The organism is Granulibacter bethesdensis, from assembly GCF_001889545.1.
In the GTDB taxonomy this organism is placed as follows: Bacteria; Pseudomonadota; Alphaproteobacteria; order Acetobacterales; family Acetobacteraceae; genus Granulibacter; species Granulibacter bethesdensis_B.
Window position 1 is genome coordinate 2,024,527 of the sequence record NZ_CP018194.1, and the last position, 13,622, is coordinate 2,038,148.

At 58.8% G+C, this 13,622-nt stretch carries 13 protein-coding genes and 2 pseudogenes; 7 read left to right on the forward strand and 8 right to left on the reverse strand.

Annotated features, from left to right (window positions below; translation table 11 throughout):
- Nucleotides 1-355: 355 nt before the first annotated feature.
- Nucleotides 356-2,626, forward strand: a complete 2,271-nt coding sequence (gspD, locus tag GbCGDNIH8_RS09210) for a type II secretion system secretin GspD (RefSeq protein ID WP_172822939.1) — start codon at nt 356-358, stop codon at nt 2,624-2,626.
- Nucleotides 2,627-2,658: 32 nt separating this feature from the next.
- Nucleotides 2,659-3,522, forward strand: coding sequence for a type II secretion system protein GspK (locus GbCGDNIH8_RS09215; RefSeq protein WP_072572952.1), 864 nt, complete (start codon nt 2,659-2,661; stop codon nt 3,520-3,522).
- Nucleotides 3,523-3,552: 30 nt separating this feature from the next.
- On the opposite strand, the gene gspG is transcribed toward GbCGDNIH8_RS09215, so the two are convergent.
- Nucleotides 3,553-4,065 (reverse strand): type II secretion system major pseudopilin GspG, encoded by a 513-nt coding sequence (gene gspG, locus GbCGDNIH8_RS09220; RefSeq protein WP_172822940.1) that lies wholly within the window; start codon nt 4,063-4,065, stop codon nt 3,553-3,555.
- Between the two features lie 53 nt (nt 4,066-4,118).
- Here gspG and GbCGDNIH8_RS09225 point away from each other — a divergent pair, with 53 nt between their 5' ends.
- Both GbCGDNIH8_RS09225 and GbCGDNIH8_RS09230 read left to right on the forward strand, forming a co-directional pair.
- Nucleotides 4,119-4,523 carry a lytic transglycosylase domain-containing protein gene (locus GbCGDNIH8_RS09225; protein WP_081368938.1) on the forward strand — a complete coding sequence of 135 codons (405 nt, stop codon included), beginning with the start codon at nt 4,119-4,121 and terminating at the stop codon, nt 4,521-4,523.
- Between the two features lie 122 nt (nt 4,524-4,645).
- Nucleotides 4,646-5,674: a transporter substrate-binding domain-containing protein gene (locus GbCGDNIH8_RS09230; RefSeq protein ID WP_072572954.1), complete on the forward strand. Its 1,029-nt coding sequence runs from the start codon at nt 4,646-4,648 to the stop codon at nt 5,672-5,674.
- Between the two features lie 349 nt (nt 5,675-6,023).
- On the opposite strand, the pseudogene GbCGDNIH8_RS12950 reads toward GbCGDNIH8_RS09230, so the two are convergent.
- A pseudogene (locus GbCGDNIH8_RS12950) lies at nt 6,024-6,167 on the reverse strand (DUF3363 domain-containing protein); the annotation flags it as partial.
- Nucleotides 6,168-6,339: 172 nt separating this feature from the next.
- On the opposite strand from GbCGDNIH8_RS12950, the gene GbCGDNIH8_RS09235 reads away from it, so the two are divergent.
- Nucleotides 6,340-6,840 (forward strand): hypothetical protein, encoded by a 501-nt coding sequence (locus GbCGDNIH8_RS09235; RefSeq protein WP_216634442.1) that lies wholly within the window; start codon nt 6,340-6,342, stop codon nt 6,838-6,840.
- Between the two features lie 40 nt (nt 6,841-6,880).
- Here the strand turns inward: GbCGDNIH8_RS09235 and GbCGDNIH8_RS09240 are convergent.
- Nucleotides 6,881-7,093: pseudogene (locus tag GbCGDNIH8_RS09240) on the reverse strand (DUF932 domain-containing protein); the annotation flags it as partial.
- Nucleotides 7,094-7,605: 512 nt separating this feature from the next.
- Here GbCGDNIH8_RS09240 and GbCGDNIH8_RS09245 point away from each other — a divergent pair.
- A complete protein-coding gene (locus GbCGDNIH8_RS09245) occupies nt 7,606-7,929 on the forward strand; it encodes a LysR family transcription regulator (protein ID WP_253805626.1) in 324 nt (107 codons plus the stop codon).
- 52 nt (nt 7,930-7,981) lie between these two features.
- Here GbCGDNIH8_RS09245 and GbCGDNIH8_RS09250 read toward each other — a convergent pair whose 3' ends face one another.
- The 5 genes from GbCGDNIH8_RS09250 to ripC all read right to left on the reverse strand — a co-directional run bounded on the left by GbCGDNIH8_RS09250 (nt 7,982) and on the right by ripC (nt 12,491).
- On the reverse strand, nt 7,982-9,067 hold the full coding sequence (locus GbCGDNIH8_RS09250; RefSeq protein WP_172822997.1) for a CoA transferase: 1,086 nt from the start codon (nt 9,065-9,067) through the stop codon (nt 7,982-7,984).
- A 244-nt stretch (nt 9,068-9,311) separates the two neighbouring features.
- Nucleotides 9,312-9,716: a VOC family protein gene (locus tag GbCGDNIH8_RS09255; RefSeq protein WP_072572957.1), complete on the reverse strand. Its 405-nt coding sequence runs from the start codon at nt 9,714-9,716 to the stop codon at nt 9,312-9,314.
- Nucleotides 9,717-9,779: 63 nt separating this feature from the next.
- Entirely contained in the window at nt 9,780-11,102 is a 1,323-nt protein-coding gene (locus GbCGDNIH8_RS09260; protein WP_072573776.1) for an acetyl-CoA hydrolase/transferase family protein, read from the reverse strand.
- Between the two features lie 14 nt (nt 11,103-11,116).
- The gene (gene ripB / locus GbCGDNIH8_RS09265) at nt 11,117-11,644 is read right to left on the reverse strand and encodes a (R)-specific enoyl-CoA hydratase RipB/Ich (protein WP_072572958.1); all 528 of its coding nucleotides are present in this window, start codon (nt 11,642-11,644) and stop codon (nt 11,117-11,119) included.
- Entirely contained in the window at nt 11,637-12,491 is an 855-nt protein-coding gene (gene ripC / locus GbCGDNIH8_RS09270; RefSeq protein WP_072572959.1) for an itaconate degradation C-C-lyase RipC, read from the reverse strand. Before ripC ends, ripB begins: the two co-directional genes overlap by 8 nt.
- 94 nt (nt 12,492-12,585) lie before the next feature.
- Between ripC and GbCGDNIH8_RS09275 the strand changes: the two genes are divergently transcribed.
- Nucleotides 12,586-13,464, forward strand: coding sequence for a LysR family transcriptional regulator (locus GbCGDNIH8_RS09275; RefSeq protein ID WP_072572960.1), 879 nt, complete (start codon nt 12,586-12,588; stop codon nt 13,462-13,464).
- Nucleotides 13,465-13,622: the final 158 nt, after the last annotated feature.

Below are 13,622 nucleotides of genomic sequence, written 5' to 3' on the forward strand. Positions count from 1 at the left end.
CAATCACTTTGCCGATAACGCAATGACATCTACCACTATCGCGGTTACCCGCCAGCGCAGTCCTCCGAGCACCTGACATGGCATAAGCCATATCTGGCTTATACCATGTGACAGAGACCACAAAAAATATCCGCCACAGAGGGGGAAAGAAGCTGCTTGTCCGCCCAACCGACTATTGGTAATAGTCTTATGATATACGATGAATGATTAATCAATTTGACGCATTACCTTGAATCAGTGGCGGTTTCCCGACGGTCTTCATGAACCGGCCCCTGAGGTAACCGCCGGGATCTTTATGACACGCACGGATCAGCGCTTTTACTCACGCGCCCTTCCTCTTTCGGCCACTATATCCATGCAGGCCTTTTGCCTGTGCCTGCCTTTGCTTCTTGCCAGTTGTGGCAAGGATGAACCACTTCAGCTTGAGTCTCTTGCGCCGCTTTCTCATGATGCGGGCATTGCTGCACGGCAGGTTAACACCACACTGGCCCCAAGCCTGCCACCGAAGGGACAGGTCAGCTATGGAAGGGTTCCTGTTCAGTCTGACTCGGCTTCAGCAAGTCATATGGCCGAGGCAGGCGGAAACAACATCACGCTCAACTTTACCGATACAGATATTCGTGATGTCAGTGCCCAGATTCTGGGTGGCCTGCTCAAGGTCAACTACACCATTGACCCATCTGTCCATGGCACGGCGACCTTTCATACATCGCAGCCACTGAGTGCTACCGCGCTATTGCCGACACTTCAGGTTCTGCTGAATCAGAACGGTGCCACCGTCGTACAGACAGAAGGACTGTATCGTGTTCTGCCGATTGGTGCCGCCGCTGGCATCACGGCCTCTGCCGGACAAAACGGAGAAGCGGTTCTGAATGGCGGTGCAACCATCGTTCCTCTCCGCTATGCCTCGGCCGAACAACTGGCCAAAACATTGCAGCCTTATGCGCAGAACGGCACAAAAATCGCAGCCGATGCCGGGCGGAATGCCGCGGTGGTTTCCGGCGACCCGCAGGCGCGGGAGGTCATGATCGGACTGATCCAGGCTTTCGATGTGGATATGCTGGCCGGGCAGTCCTTTGCCCTTTTCCCGGCCGATGCCGGAGGCGCCAAGGAATACGCACAGGCTCTTCAGACCGCAGCCTCCAGTCAGCAGGGAGGCGCACTGGCAGGAGTGGTGCGGATATTGCCGATGGACCGGATCAATGCCGTTCTGGCCGTCGCCCGCAGCGCAAGACAGATCGAGGATCTGCGACGGATCGACACGATGGTCGGACAAAGGCGGCGGCAGTCAACCCGAAGCTGGCACGTCTATTACCTTCAGAATGGCCGCAGCAACGATGTCGCCTATGTCCTTCAACAGGCCTTCACGCCGGGGCGCGTGACCGCCCAGCCAACACCACGCAACACCACACGTCCCGCGGGCCAGTCACAATCCTCCGCCGCACAGGGAGGGATAGGAGGACTCAATGGCGGCGGGACAGGCGGAACCTCCTCCCTCACCTCCAGCGGCAATGGCGGATTGCCGCAGGCTGGCAGCAATACAGGTGACGCCTCACAGAGCAGCAATCCCCTGCTTGGCCCCCTGACCGGTGCAGGCGGTGGCTCCGCCGGCAGTATGGATGATGCGGGCACCGATCCCAATGCGCTGCGTATCGTACCCAATATGCAGAATAACGCCGTCCTGATCTTCGCAACGGAAAGCGAGTATGGCCCGATTGAGACCATGCTCCGTAAAATCGACATTCTGCCACTTCAGGTGCGGATTGACGCTATTATTGCCGAAGTCGCGCTGAACGATACCCTGCGATACGGCACACAGTTCTTCTTCCGTGAAGGTGGCCTCAACAGCGCCATGCAAACCGCGGCAGCAACAGCCGCGACCGCCAGTACCGGCGGTCTCCTTGCCGCAGCGATACCGGGATTTTCCAATGGCTTCCTGCTGACCGGCAGCAGCAGCTCCCAACTGGCCATGACGCTGCTGCAATCCGTTACCAAAGTGCAGGTTCTCTCCTCGCCGGAGCTGATGGTGCTGGATAACGAGCCTGCAAGGCTTCAGGTGGGGGCGCTGGTGCCTTATCTGACAGCACAATCGCAGGCGACGATCGGGCAGTCAGCCATCATCAACGCGGTCAGCTATCAACAGACCGGCGTGATCCTGAACGTAACGCCACGCGTCAATAACAGCGGTCTGGTCACGCTCGATATTTCACAGGAAGTCAGCGATGTTGATACCAGTATCAACACCAACGGCATTTCTTCCCCGGCTTTCCAGCAACGCAGCGTGCAGTCTCGTGTCGTGGTGCAGGATGGACAAACTATCGGGCTGGCAGGGTTGATCCGCGACAATAACTCCCGCGCCAATGGCGGTGTGCCATTCCTGAAAGACGTGCCGGTACTCGGCAGTGTGTTCGGGCAGCAGAATAATAATCGTAGCCGTACCGAACTTCTGATTCTGGTCACGCCGCATGTCATTCATGACCAGCGGGATGCGCGCGCCCTGACCGAAGATCTGAGGCAAAATCTGCGTGATGCCGCGCTTGTGCCACAGGAGCTGAATCATCTGCGCCCTACCGGCTCCGCCGATCCCAACCGCCATGTAAGACGCTCTCTGGGGCTTGAACGCTGAAGCAGCTTCGAAAAGATCGGACAGGAAAGGGCTTGATCAGATCAGGCCGGGATCGCGGCTTTGCATTGCTGATTGTGTTGTGGGGCATTGTGCCGCTGACGATCATCAGCAGCCGTATTGTTGCCACCGGTCAAAGTGAATTGCGACTCTCTACGGCTCTGGTGGCCGCGGAGCAGGCCGATGCGGAAGCAGACGGGGCCGTGCAGGACGCCATCTTTCGTCTTGCCGCCGGTCAGTGGCCAATCAAGGCTGCCCTGTATCGCTGGGCACTGCCTGATGCTCAGGCGGTTATCCGGGTCGAGCCGGACAAGGATAAAATAAACCCCAACACGGCCTCCCTGCTGGCTCTGCAATATCTGATGGAGGCAACAGGAATACGGTCAGCCACGGCAGCGATCGTGGCCCGCAATACTGTGCTCTGGCGCACTCCCCCAGCCCTGATGACAACGGAGGAACAGGCGGAGCTGGCCCGTCTTGCTTCCTCCAGCCCGATGGAAGCCGTACCGGGCCACTATTTCACGTCACTGGACAGCCTGTTGTCAGTACCTGGAATGAGTCCTGCCCTGCTGGACCGATTGCGACCTCATCTGTCTCTCTATCAGCCTGATATACCGGATACCGGGGCATCTGATCCGCTGGTCATGCATGCGCTGCTCCGTGCCACGAAGGAGGATGGGATCAGGCTTCCCCCAGCCTCCAGCCCCACCGATATACGCAGCAGTGACCATATCGCCGTGACTGTCGCCGTACTGATTGTCCGGAAAGCTGATGGGCAGGAAGCCGCTGCACGGGTGGCAACAGTTCAGCTGAATCCGGACAAAGGTATTGTGACGATGCTGGACTGGCGCCGGGTGCCACTATCCCGTGCTGCCGAACGGGTTGTTAAAGGGCGCTGAAACAGGCGAAGATCCGCCTCTGATGCCGTGTCATTCGTTACAGATCATGCCCGGCGCAGGCACATCACCCGGCACATTCTTCTCACCGCGAGAACACAGATCATACGGCATTTCCTCCCGAGCTGAAGGTGACCGATACAGGAATGGATGATTCCAGGGATCCTGTGGCAATCTGCGATCCTTGAGATAGGGGCCATTCCACGCATCGGCATCCGTTGCCGGCCGGTTCACAAGAGCGCCCAGCCCGTCAGATGTCGAAGGATAATTACCCATATCCAACCGGTACAGATCGAGCACTGAGCCAATCCGTTGCACGGCCTGCCTTGCCACAGACTGGCGAGCCCCCCCCAGTTGGCGCAGCACAGCCGGCGCAGCCAGCCCCACCAGAATTCCCAGAATGGCGATGACAACAAGCATCTCGATCAGAGTAAAACCCGCATCCATAGAAGAACGGGCATGAGATTGACCGATATGGCTCTGAGGAGACAGGCGAAACCGTATGCCAGCTATTACGAATGTAAACCGATTGCGTTTAGCTGTCATATGATGTCTCCTCCTTCACCTTCACAGGATACTCCACCAAAGATCAACCTGACGTGAGCATACCCTATATTGCCTGTATGGCATCGACTGCATCTTACTACCACCTTCCGCCCCGTGTGCTGCCATCAATTCAGGCGGTGGAAAAAGGGGCGGTCGGGGTTGTGCATCGCAACGCGAACGGAACAGAAGACCTTGGTCTGATGCAGATCAATACCACCTGGATAGACCCGATTGCCCATTTTACCGGTCTTTCCGTTCAGGCCACACGGGTCAGGCTGCTGATGGACCCCTGTTTCAATATCGCAGCGGCAGGAGCCATTCTGCGCAATCATCTGAATGCATCAGGCGGAAATATGATGATGGCCATCGGCAATTATCATTCCCGCACACCGGTGCATCATTTTTCATATCGCCGTAAAGTACAGAATGCGGCATCCCGGTTATTCATAGGCCCATGACACGTTTTTTTCCCAACGCTTTGCAACGCTCTTTCCGTTCTCTGTTGGTGCCCTGTTTGCTTCTGTCCTCCATAATGGCTCAGGCAGGTGTTATGGGAGTAGCCCTCCTTCCTGCCACTGTTATGGCTGCGGATAAAAATGCAGCAGACCATGTTGTGATCAATGCAGGTTATTTCATTGATCCCCCTTTCGTGCTGCCACATCGGAAGAATGATCATCCAGCCGGGCTGGCCATTGATCTATGGGACAAGACATCCCAGATGCAGGGCTGGGTCACCCATTATCACCGCTATGAAACAATATCCGATCTTCTCTCCGCTCTTGAGCGCGGTGAGATCGATGTCGGTACGGTCGGCCTGACAGTCAGCAGTCAGCGTATGGAGAAAGTGATCTTCAGCCAGCCCTGGTTTCAGACCGGGCTGCGGATGATGATTGTTAAACATAACAGCACAGGTCTTTCCAGGCTTCTGAGCGAACTGGCTGCCTCCGGTCATCTGCGTAATTATCTGTTTATTTTTCTGGCCATCCTGATCGCAACCCTGATCACAGCCATCATGCACCGACATGTCTTGAAGGATTCATCCCCCCACTGGAGTTCCTCTCTGTCAGGCGCCTTCTATGATATGATGGCCATGCTGACTGGTAATCAAACGTCCAGCACAGTGCCGGAACGAGCTGGCGCACGGATCATTGCCGCCATCTGGCTGCTCTGCGGCGTTGGCATTGTGGCCTATGTCACATCCAGTATTACCAGCGTGATGACGGCTTCAGAAATCAACCAGCGCGTGGACAATATCACTGAGCTGGGCAGTCGCCCGGTCAGCGCGATGAAAGGCAGCATCGCCATGACTTTTGCCCTTGATACCGGCCTGCACGTCCAAGGATATACGCTGCTGGCCGATGCCGTACAGAAGCTTATCCAGGGCAAAACAGCTGCTATTCTGGGAGACTCATCCCAGCTCGATTATTATATCCAACAAAATCCTGCCCAGCCGCTGATCGTAACAGGCGCTACATTACGTCCCGAAAACCTTGGCTTTGTCATGCGGCCCGGCTTTCCTATGCGTGATCAGATCGACAGGGCCATTCTCAAATTGCAGGAAGACAAAATCCTGTCTCAAATGGAATCTGCATATTTTTCACATCCATAAAGGGGACTTATTAACCAGAACAGCTTTACCTTGCCGAGATACCCTGTCTTGGCAGTAAAGGAGGCGAGGGCTTATCTGCCCTATCTGAGGACATTATCAAAATCATCATCCTCAGAAAGGAGTGCCCGATGTAGGCCGGCCCCTTCACGCCTTTGGTTGAAGCGCCGCGATGACCAGTGCGATGGCGGCAGAGCCCACAGCCGCCTAAGGTGTTGTGAGGATACTCAGTCCGGCGACGAGCAGGCCGCCAATGAAGGGCGCGCCGGAAATGCCGAGGTTGAAGGCAGCGATGATGTTGAAGCCCGATGCTGGGCCGACCGCATCAGGCGCGCCCTCCTCCGCTACCGCGACCTCGCCGGGCAATAGACTGGACCCGATCCTCGATCAACACACCGGCCTTGATACGGCGGATGTTCGACTGGCTCAGCACCAGCTTGTTGAAGGAGATGTCGCGCGACGACGCCAGGGTGATCTTCTGAACGGCGGTCGCCATGTTCGTTACTCCGCGACGGGCGGTCGGGAGCCTCTCTCTCGACCTCCACCCGTCACGAAACGAAGCGCCGCCCTCTCACTGCTGGAGGGCAGCGCCACCGCTTAAACATTTCGATTTACTTTGCAGAGGCCGCACACGGAGTCAGATATTGTTACGATAATGAGGAAAATATATGTCTAACATCACGCTCTGCCCGGTTCATCAAGGTGGCAGATTGGGCATCTCTTGGAATGTTGATCGGGGGGAGAAAAGTTTGAAGCCCCATATTGAATATCGTTTCCATCATATGGGCATACCGACCGACCAATCATTCGAGGGGGAAGTATTCAGCGCGGCGGCCGGTATGTTTACGTCAGATAATCAGGGAAAATTTCGTATCCAGTGGCATCGCTTTCTGCCGACTTCACCACTGCATCCCCTGATCCGTACAGTGCCTCATCCAGCTTTCAAAGTAAGCGATCTGGAGGCAGCGATTGAAGGCGAGCACATACTGCTTGGTCCCTACGAGCCGATTGACGGCTATTTCGTCGCTATCATTGATGACGGTGGTGTGCCGGTGGAACTGATCCAGACCAATCTTGACGATGACGAAATCTGGAGGCGCGCAAAGACCGGCGAAGGCTCTCTCTATCGCAATGCAGCTCTGCACGAGAACGCCCCTGACAGGCAGTGAGCCGAAAACGCGGACATCCCAATCTCCGGCTCCACGACTATCAGGCGGCGCGATCGAGCAGCTTCTTGGCCTTCGCCTCCATGTCGAGGCGGCCATCCTGATGGGGCTTATCGCGGGCGACGACGGTGATATCCTGGACAAAATCGAAGATCTTTATGCGGCCTTCCTCGGCCAGCACCGTATCAATGATCCTGCCCGTCTCGGCCTTGGAGAAGCCGTGCCGACACAGAAAATCGGTGCGGTCCTCATCCGTCCAGGAGGATTCAGAATGGTCGCAGCTGAAGTGCTGCGGTTGCTGGTGCACGAGATTATCCTAACGCCGGAGGATGGCATGCTTCAAATCGACGTTCTGGCGGCCGGTTTTCAGCAGCAGTAAGGCGGGTTTTGCCTTTTATTTTGGGGCAGCCTTATGGGCTGCATCCCCCCCCTTCATCTATTTTCAACGCAATAAAGCCGCCTGATTGAGGCGGCTTTATTATGATGTAGGTATGGTTATGGTTGCGGGGGCGCGCAACCGACGATTCTTGCGGCTGATCGAAGCAGTAGTTCCCAGAGTTGCATAATCTAATAGGTCGGAGGCACACCAGCGGCAGCGTTGACGACCATCGCCGATCATTCGGTTGCCTCGCAAAAATCCTCTCCTGCAACTGCAGGTTCAACCGAATCTTCCGGGGTACGGGCATCGTAATGGGCGTGAATTGCTGCCTAGGCTACAACCAGGCCACCAACCACTGGCAAAATGCGGGCAACGAGCCGCTGCCCCTCGTGGCGCTGGAAGCGCCCTGCGTGCTCCGCACGCTCGCCTGCAGCCACCTTGACAGGGCGGGCATTCCATGGCGGATCGCTTTCGTCAGCCCGAGCCTTGGCGGTCTGTGGGCAGCTACAGTAGCCGGGCTTGGCATCGCGCTTCGCACCAAGTTCGGGCGGCCCGCCGGCGTTCACGTGCTGGATGCGGCGCGACATGGATTGCCAGATATGCCGTCGCCCGGCCTGTGCCTTCTCTGGCCCTCCAGACCCGAGACCGAGGTCGCCACCCAGTTGGCGGCGATCATCCGGCAGGCGTTACACGATGCGCTGACGGGATCCTGACGATCGAACGCTTGGTCCGTCAGGAAGATAATTACGCTCAGCGTAACCGTGCTTAGCCCGAATTGCTTGCCCATGCGCACGCAGACGCGCCCAGAGGCTCTGCGCCACGGGCAAGAGACGGGCGAATGTCAGAGTAGTTGATCCGGGTCGGTAGGTACGTCGTTTCGCCGAACGGTCCTAGCACCGATACACATCGATCCTTCAGCCGGGCGAGATCGGGCGGCGGCAAGCGAGGGCCGTCGAATGCGCCCTCCTCCGCCGAAAAACCGGTGGCGGCGCAGGCGAGTTGATCGAACCCACCGCGTTGAGACCAAGGTCCCGCCTTGCCCCAGCCATGGAAGTCGAGCACGACAATTCCCGGCCGGCGCTCAGCAAGCGCGAGTGGCCCGTAACCCTTGCGATCAAGGGAAAGGTAGCTGCTAACATAGATGTCGGCATCGCTCATCACCCGTTCAAATGCGGCACGTCCGGCTGGCTCGTCGAGATCGCACCAGGCGCTTCGCTTTCCGATATTGGTCTCGATCTGCATCGCCTGCGGGTCGGGATAACGCGGTGTCGAGAGATGAAGGACCTCCGCTCCATGTTCAGCCATCAATCGCGCGGCGATCGGCCCCGCTATGACATGGGTGTTGTCGAGGACACGCAACCCATCCATTGGTAGCGCCGCCTTTCCTTCGGGCAGGGGCAAAGGTGGCGTGTCGCCAATCCTGGTGATCTCGATCAGGGGTCGATCGGCCAGGTAGAGCCCTTGGGGATGGCTGCACCATTCCGCCCGGGTCCGGACGGCAACGCATGTGCCCCCGCCCCGCTGATCGCGCCCTCCAATGCGAAGGCGTCCCAACGGGCGATCGCGTCGGCATAATGTCGACGTGACGGGGGACAGCCGAGGACTTGGCAAGCCAGCATCCGCAGATGCGGATAGGTCAGCAGCAGATAGACGTATCGGCCGTCGCCCGCACGATAGAAGTCGCTGTCCGCGAACAGGGAACGGGTCCTCGAAAAGTCGTTTGGCAGGCACGCCGTTCACGCTCGTGAGGAACACCGCCATCAGTTGCGCGATCGCGTCCTCGACATCGACGGTGACGGTGACGGTGACGGTCTGCCGTACCCCGCCTCTCAACTCGCCAAGACTGCTCATGCCGGCGCCTAACAAGCCGAGGGCTGCGGCAGCGCCGTCCCCAATTCGATGGACCGATGGCGTCACCGGGTCATGGCCCGTCAGGACAACTGTGGTGTTGGCGTCAATTCCGATGGACTCTCTCAGATCGGCGTAGACCTCTTGTACGGTCCTTCTGGCGACCTCCTTCAAACGTTGAAAGCCGATTAATCGATATGTTTCTTATGTGCGATTTGTGGTCCGCTGTCTGGCCTGCCCCTTCGCGCTATCCATAGGACGACACCTCGATCAGGTTGCCGTCGGGATCGCGGACATAGACCGAGCAGATCGGTCCCAGCGCGCCTTGCTTTGTCACCGGTCCGGTGACGATCGGAACGTTACAGCGGTAGAAATGCTTCATAACGGCATTGGGATCAGCCTCTGTCAGGAAGCATAGGTCGGCGCTGCCGGCGGCCGGCGTATCAGCCGTGAACCAGCTTTCCTGCGAAGCAGCCGTTGGGCGAAGATTAATCTTGTTGCGGCCGAAGACCATGCTTGTACGCGATTCCCCGACCGAGGAATGTCGCGAGACCTTCCGCTCCATGCCAAGCACCTCCTCGTACCAGGCGGCCGAAGTCTCCACGTCACGGACGTTGAGGACGATATGGTCGAAGGCGGTCACGGTCAGCATTGAGTATCTCCAATCATTGCGAGAGGTTTAGGCTTTCGCCGACGATGTTCTTGAAGACGTCGTTCAGATCAGATGTTGCGCTTTGGCGGCCTCTGTGAGTTCATCTCGGAAAGCGGGGTCGGCAAGGCCGATGAGCGCATGCGCCCGTTCCGTGGAGGAGCAGCCCTTCATGTTCGCCGCACCGAACTCGGTGACAATCCAGTGCGTGTCGATCCGCGGCGTCGTCACTGGACCCGACAGACGCGGCACGATCCGCGAGACCTTGCCGTGGGCCGTCGTGGAGGTTGCCGCGATGATCGACCGGCCGCCGCGTGAGGCATAGGCGCCGCGCACGAAGTCGAGCTGACCGCCTGACGCAGAATATTGATGGCCCAGCATATGCTCGGAATTGCACGCGCCCGTCAGATCGATCTCGATCGTGCTGTTGACCGAGACCACGTGATCATTCCGCGCAATCACGGCGGGATCGTTGACGTAGTCGACCGGCCAGCTCTCAACCGCCGGATTGTCGTCGATAAAATCGTACATGGCCTTCTGTCCCATGGCGAAGGTAAAGACGCTCTTGCCGCGGTTGATGGCCTTGGTGCGATTGGTAACGTTGCCGGCCTGGATCAGGTCGATCATGCCGGGGCACATAACCTCGCTATGAATGCCGAGATCGTTGTGCCCTCGAAGCTCGGCGCAAACCATGTTGGGCAGAGCGCCGACGCCCATCTGCAGGCACGCCCCGTCAGGCACCATGGCGGCGACGGCTCGCGCGATTGCGTGATCGGCCTCAGTACCCGATCGGACGGGCAGTTCCAGCAACGGCGTGTCGTGCTCGACGATGGCCGTTACCTCCGAAACGTGCAGTGCCGAATTCGAGCCGAAGACGCGCGGCATCTGCGGGTTGACCTCGACGATGAGGTGCGTGGCGGCGCGGGCCACGGCACTCGAATAATCGTTGCCAGTCCCAAAACTCATGTAGCCATGGCGATCCATTGGCGACACTGTGCACATAAAGGTGTCGACCTTCGCTTCCTCGATCAGCAGCCGGGGCGACTGGTGGAAGTTGTTCGGCACATAGCTGAGAAACTTCGCACCGTCTTCCGCCAGCCCCTTCCTGACGTTCGCGCGATCAACGCCCGTCATGAACATGCAGAATGGCTTGATGCGATCGCGTAACGCATAGTCGAGCACGGTATCGCCAGCGATCGACGTCGCCTCGAAGTAATAGAGCCGAAGGTCGAGTGCGACATCTACGCGTGCCCGATCCGCCAGCGCCTTCAGGAGGGCTGGCGGCTCGGCCATCGCCATACCCATGGCGACGCGGCTGCCGTTAGGAATGGCGGCCACCGCCGTGCTGGGATCGGTCAGCTTGGATCGATAGAGGTTATGAACGTTCACCGTACCGTCTCCCCTCAATAGCCCGCTGCTTCTTCCGGGGAATGGCCGCGGCGATGAACGAGCATGGTCCGCTCGAAGCGCATCACCTCCTGGCCGTCCTGGTTGAGACCCCGCGTCGAGACCGTAACGATGCCCTGCGTCGGGCGGCTTTTGGATTCACGCTTATGGAGCACGGTGCTTTCTGCATAGAGCGTGTCGCCGGCAAAGACGGGATGGGTCGCCTTGACCTTGTCCCAACCGAGGTTGGCGACGACCTTCGCTGAAACCGTGCGCACGCTCATGCCGGTCAGCAAGGCAAGCGTGAAGGTCGAGTCGACCAGCATCTTCTTCCACTCCGTCTTCTCCGCATAAGCTGCGTCGAAGTGGACCTGTTGGACGTTCAACGTCAGCAGCGTAAAATACGTGTTGTCAACGTCCAGCACCGTACGGCCAGGGCGATGCTCAAAGACGTCGCCGGGCTCAAAATCTTCCCAATAGAGACCGGAGGTCTCGCGGTAACGCCGTTCGCCGACGGCCTTGTAGGCGGGCAGGATGCTATCCATTGTGGTTCTCCTTAGACAGTGAAAGGTCTCTACTGCTGACGGCGGCGAGGACGCGGCGGGCCTTGCGGGCCATTGCCTCGTCGATCATGCGGCCATTCACCACCCCGACCCCCTTCTCGTTTGCAGCGAGGATGTCGCGGGCTTCGGCCACATCCGCCTCTGATGGCGTCAGACTCGTGTTGATCAATGAGATTTGGTTGGGGTGGATCGCGGCCTTGGCGGCGAAGCCGAGCGCGACGGCGGCACGTACCTCCCGCTCCATTCCGGCCGCGTCACGAATGTCGAAAAAGGGACTGTCGATCGCCGCTATCCCACCGAGCGCGCAGGCGGCAATAAGCCGACCACGGACATGGGCAAGGGCTGACCAGTCCGACGTGCTTCCGAGGTCAGCAGCCATGTCAGCGACGCCCAACATCAGGCCATGCAGGCGAGGCGTAGCCTTGGCGATTCTTTCGACGGCAGCCAATCCGCGTGCGCTTTCGATGAGACCGACAAGACGGATGTCGCGACCGGTACGCGCCAGCAGTCGGTCAAGGATGAGAAGATGGTCGGCGCTTTCCGTCTTAGGCAGGATCAGGAAGTCGGGTGCGACCTCGCTTTCCAGCAGTGCCAGCACATCGGTCAGTCCATCGGCTGTGTCGAGCCCGTTAACGCGTAGCGCTCGGGCGCATCCGCCTCTTGCGCGCTCAAGCGCATCGAACGCCGCCCGTCGTGCCGAGGTCTTGTCTTTCGGCGCGACCGCATCCTCAAGATCGAGAATGAGAACGTCGGCACCGGCCTCGATGGCCTTAGTAAAGCGTTCGGGTCGCGTGGCGGGCGTGAATAGCCAGGATCTGGTTGGAGGCATAGGGGCATCTCCTTTGGATAATCTAGATTAGACCCCCCGATCCCAAACATCCAACATATTGACCAAATCTTCTTAAGACATTAAAAATCTTACGATGGAGCTACGTCACATCCGCTATTTTCTTGCCCTTGTCGCCGAGAAGAACTTCACCCGCGCCGCTGGGAAAGTTGGAATTGCCCAGTCGCCATTCAGCGCACAGATCCGTGACCTCGAACGCGAAGTGGGTGCCCAACTGTTCCACCGCGTCCCACACGGCGCGGAACTAACGGCGGCCGGAGAAGCGTTTCTGAAAGGTGTAGAAGCAATGCCGACGCTCGCTGAGCACGCCAGCCGTGCAGCACGGCGCGCGGCGCGCGGCGAAGAGGGAGCGTTGAGCATCGGTTTTACGGCCTCCTCCGCGTTCAACGCCATCGTGCCCGCGGCCATCCGCACCTTCCGCACAGCCTATCCGACGGTCGAGGTGCGTTTGGAGGAAGCCAACACGGCCCGCTTGGCTATCGGACTTCGGGAAGGCTCGCTCGACGTCGTCTTCTTGCGTCCGGGCATGCCTGGACTGAACGATTTCCAGCTCCGGTCGGTGTCGGAGGAGCCCATGCTCGCGGCTCTTCCGTCCTCGCATCCCGCCGCCGGAGACTCCGAGGTCGCCTTGACGCAGTTGGCGGATGACCCGTTACTCCTTTTCCCGCGTCCGGTGGGCCCTACCCTTTACGACACGATCATTGGCGCCTTCAGCGCTGCGGGAATCGAGCCTCGCTTGGGCCAGACAGCGCCGCAGATTACGTCGATCGTCAATTTTGTCGCCACTGGGATGGGGGTGACTCTTGTGCCGGCCAGCATGGCGCAGGTCGCAATCGCAGGTGTCGTCTTTCGCCCCGTCGCTGATACCACGCTGGTAGCCCGGCTCGCGCTTGCGACCCGACGCGGCGAAACGAGCCCGATCGTCCGCAACTTTATGGCGCGGGCGCTGGTTTGAAGCGCTGCTCTCACGCGAGTTGAAGGGAGTTAGCCGACTTTTTCGTCGCGGCCTTGGCAAGCAAACACGATCTATACGGTGGGGGTTCAGAGGCGGCCACCATGGCTCGATGGCCATGGTGGCTTCGCCCTGCGGCATCGAAGAATGGGAGTGCCAAG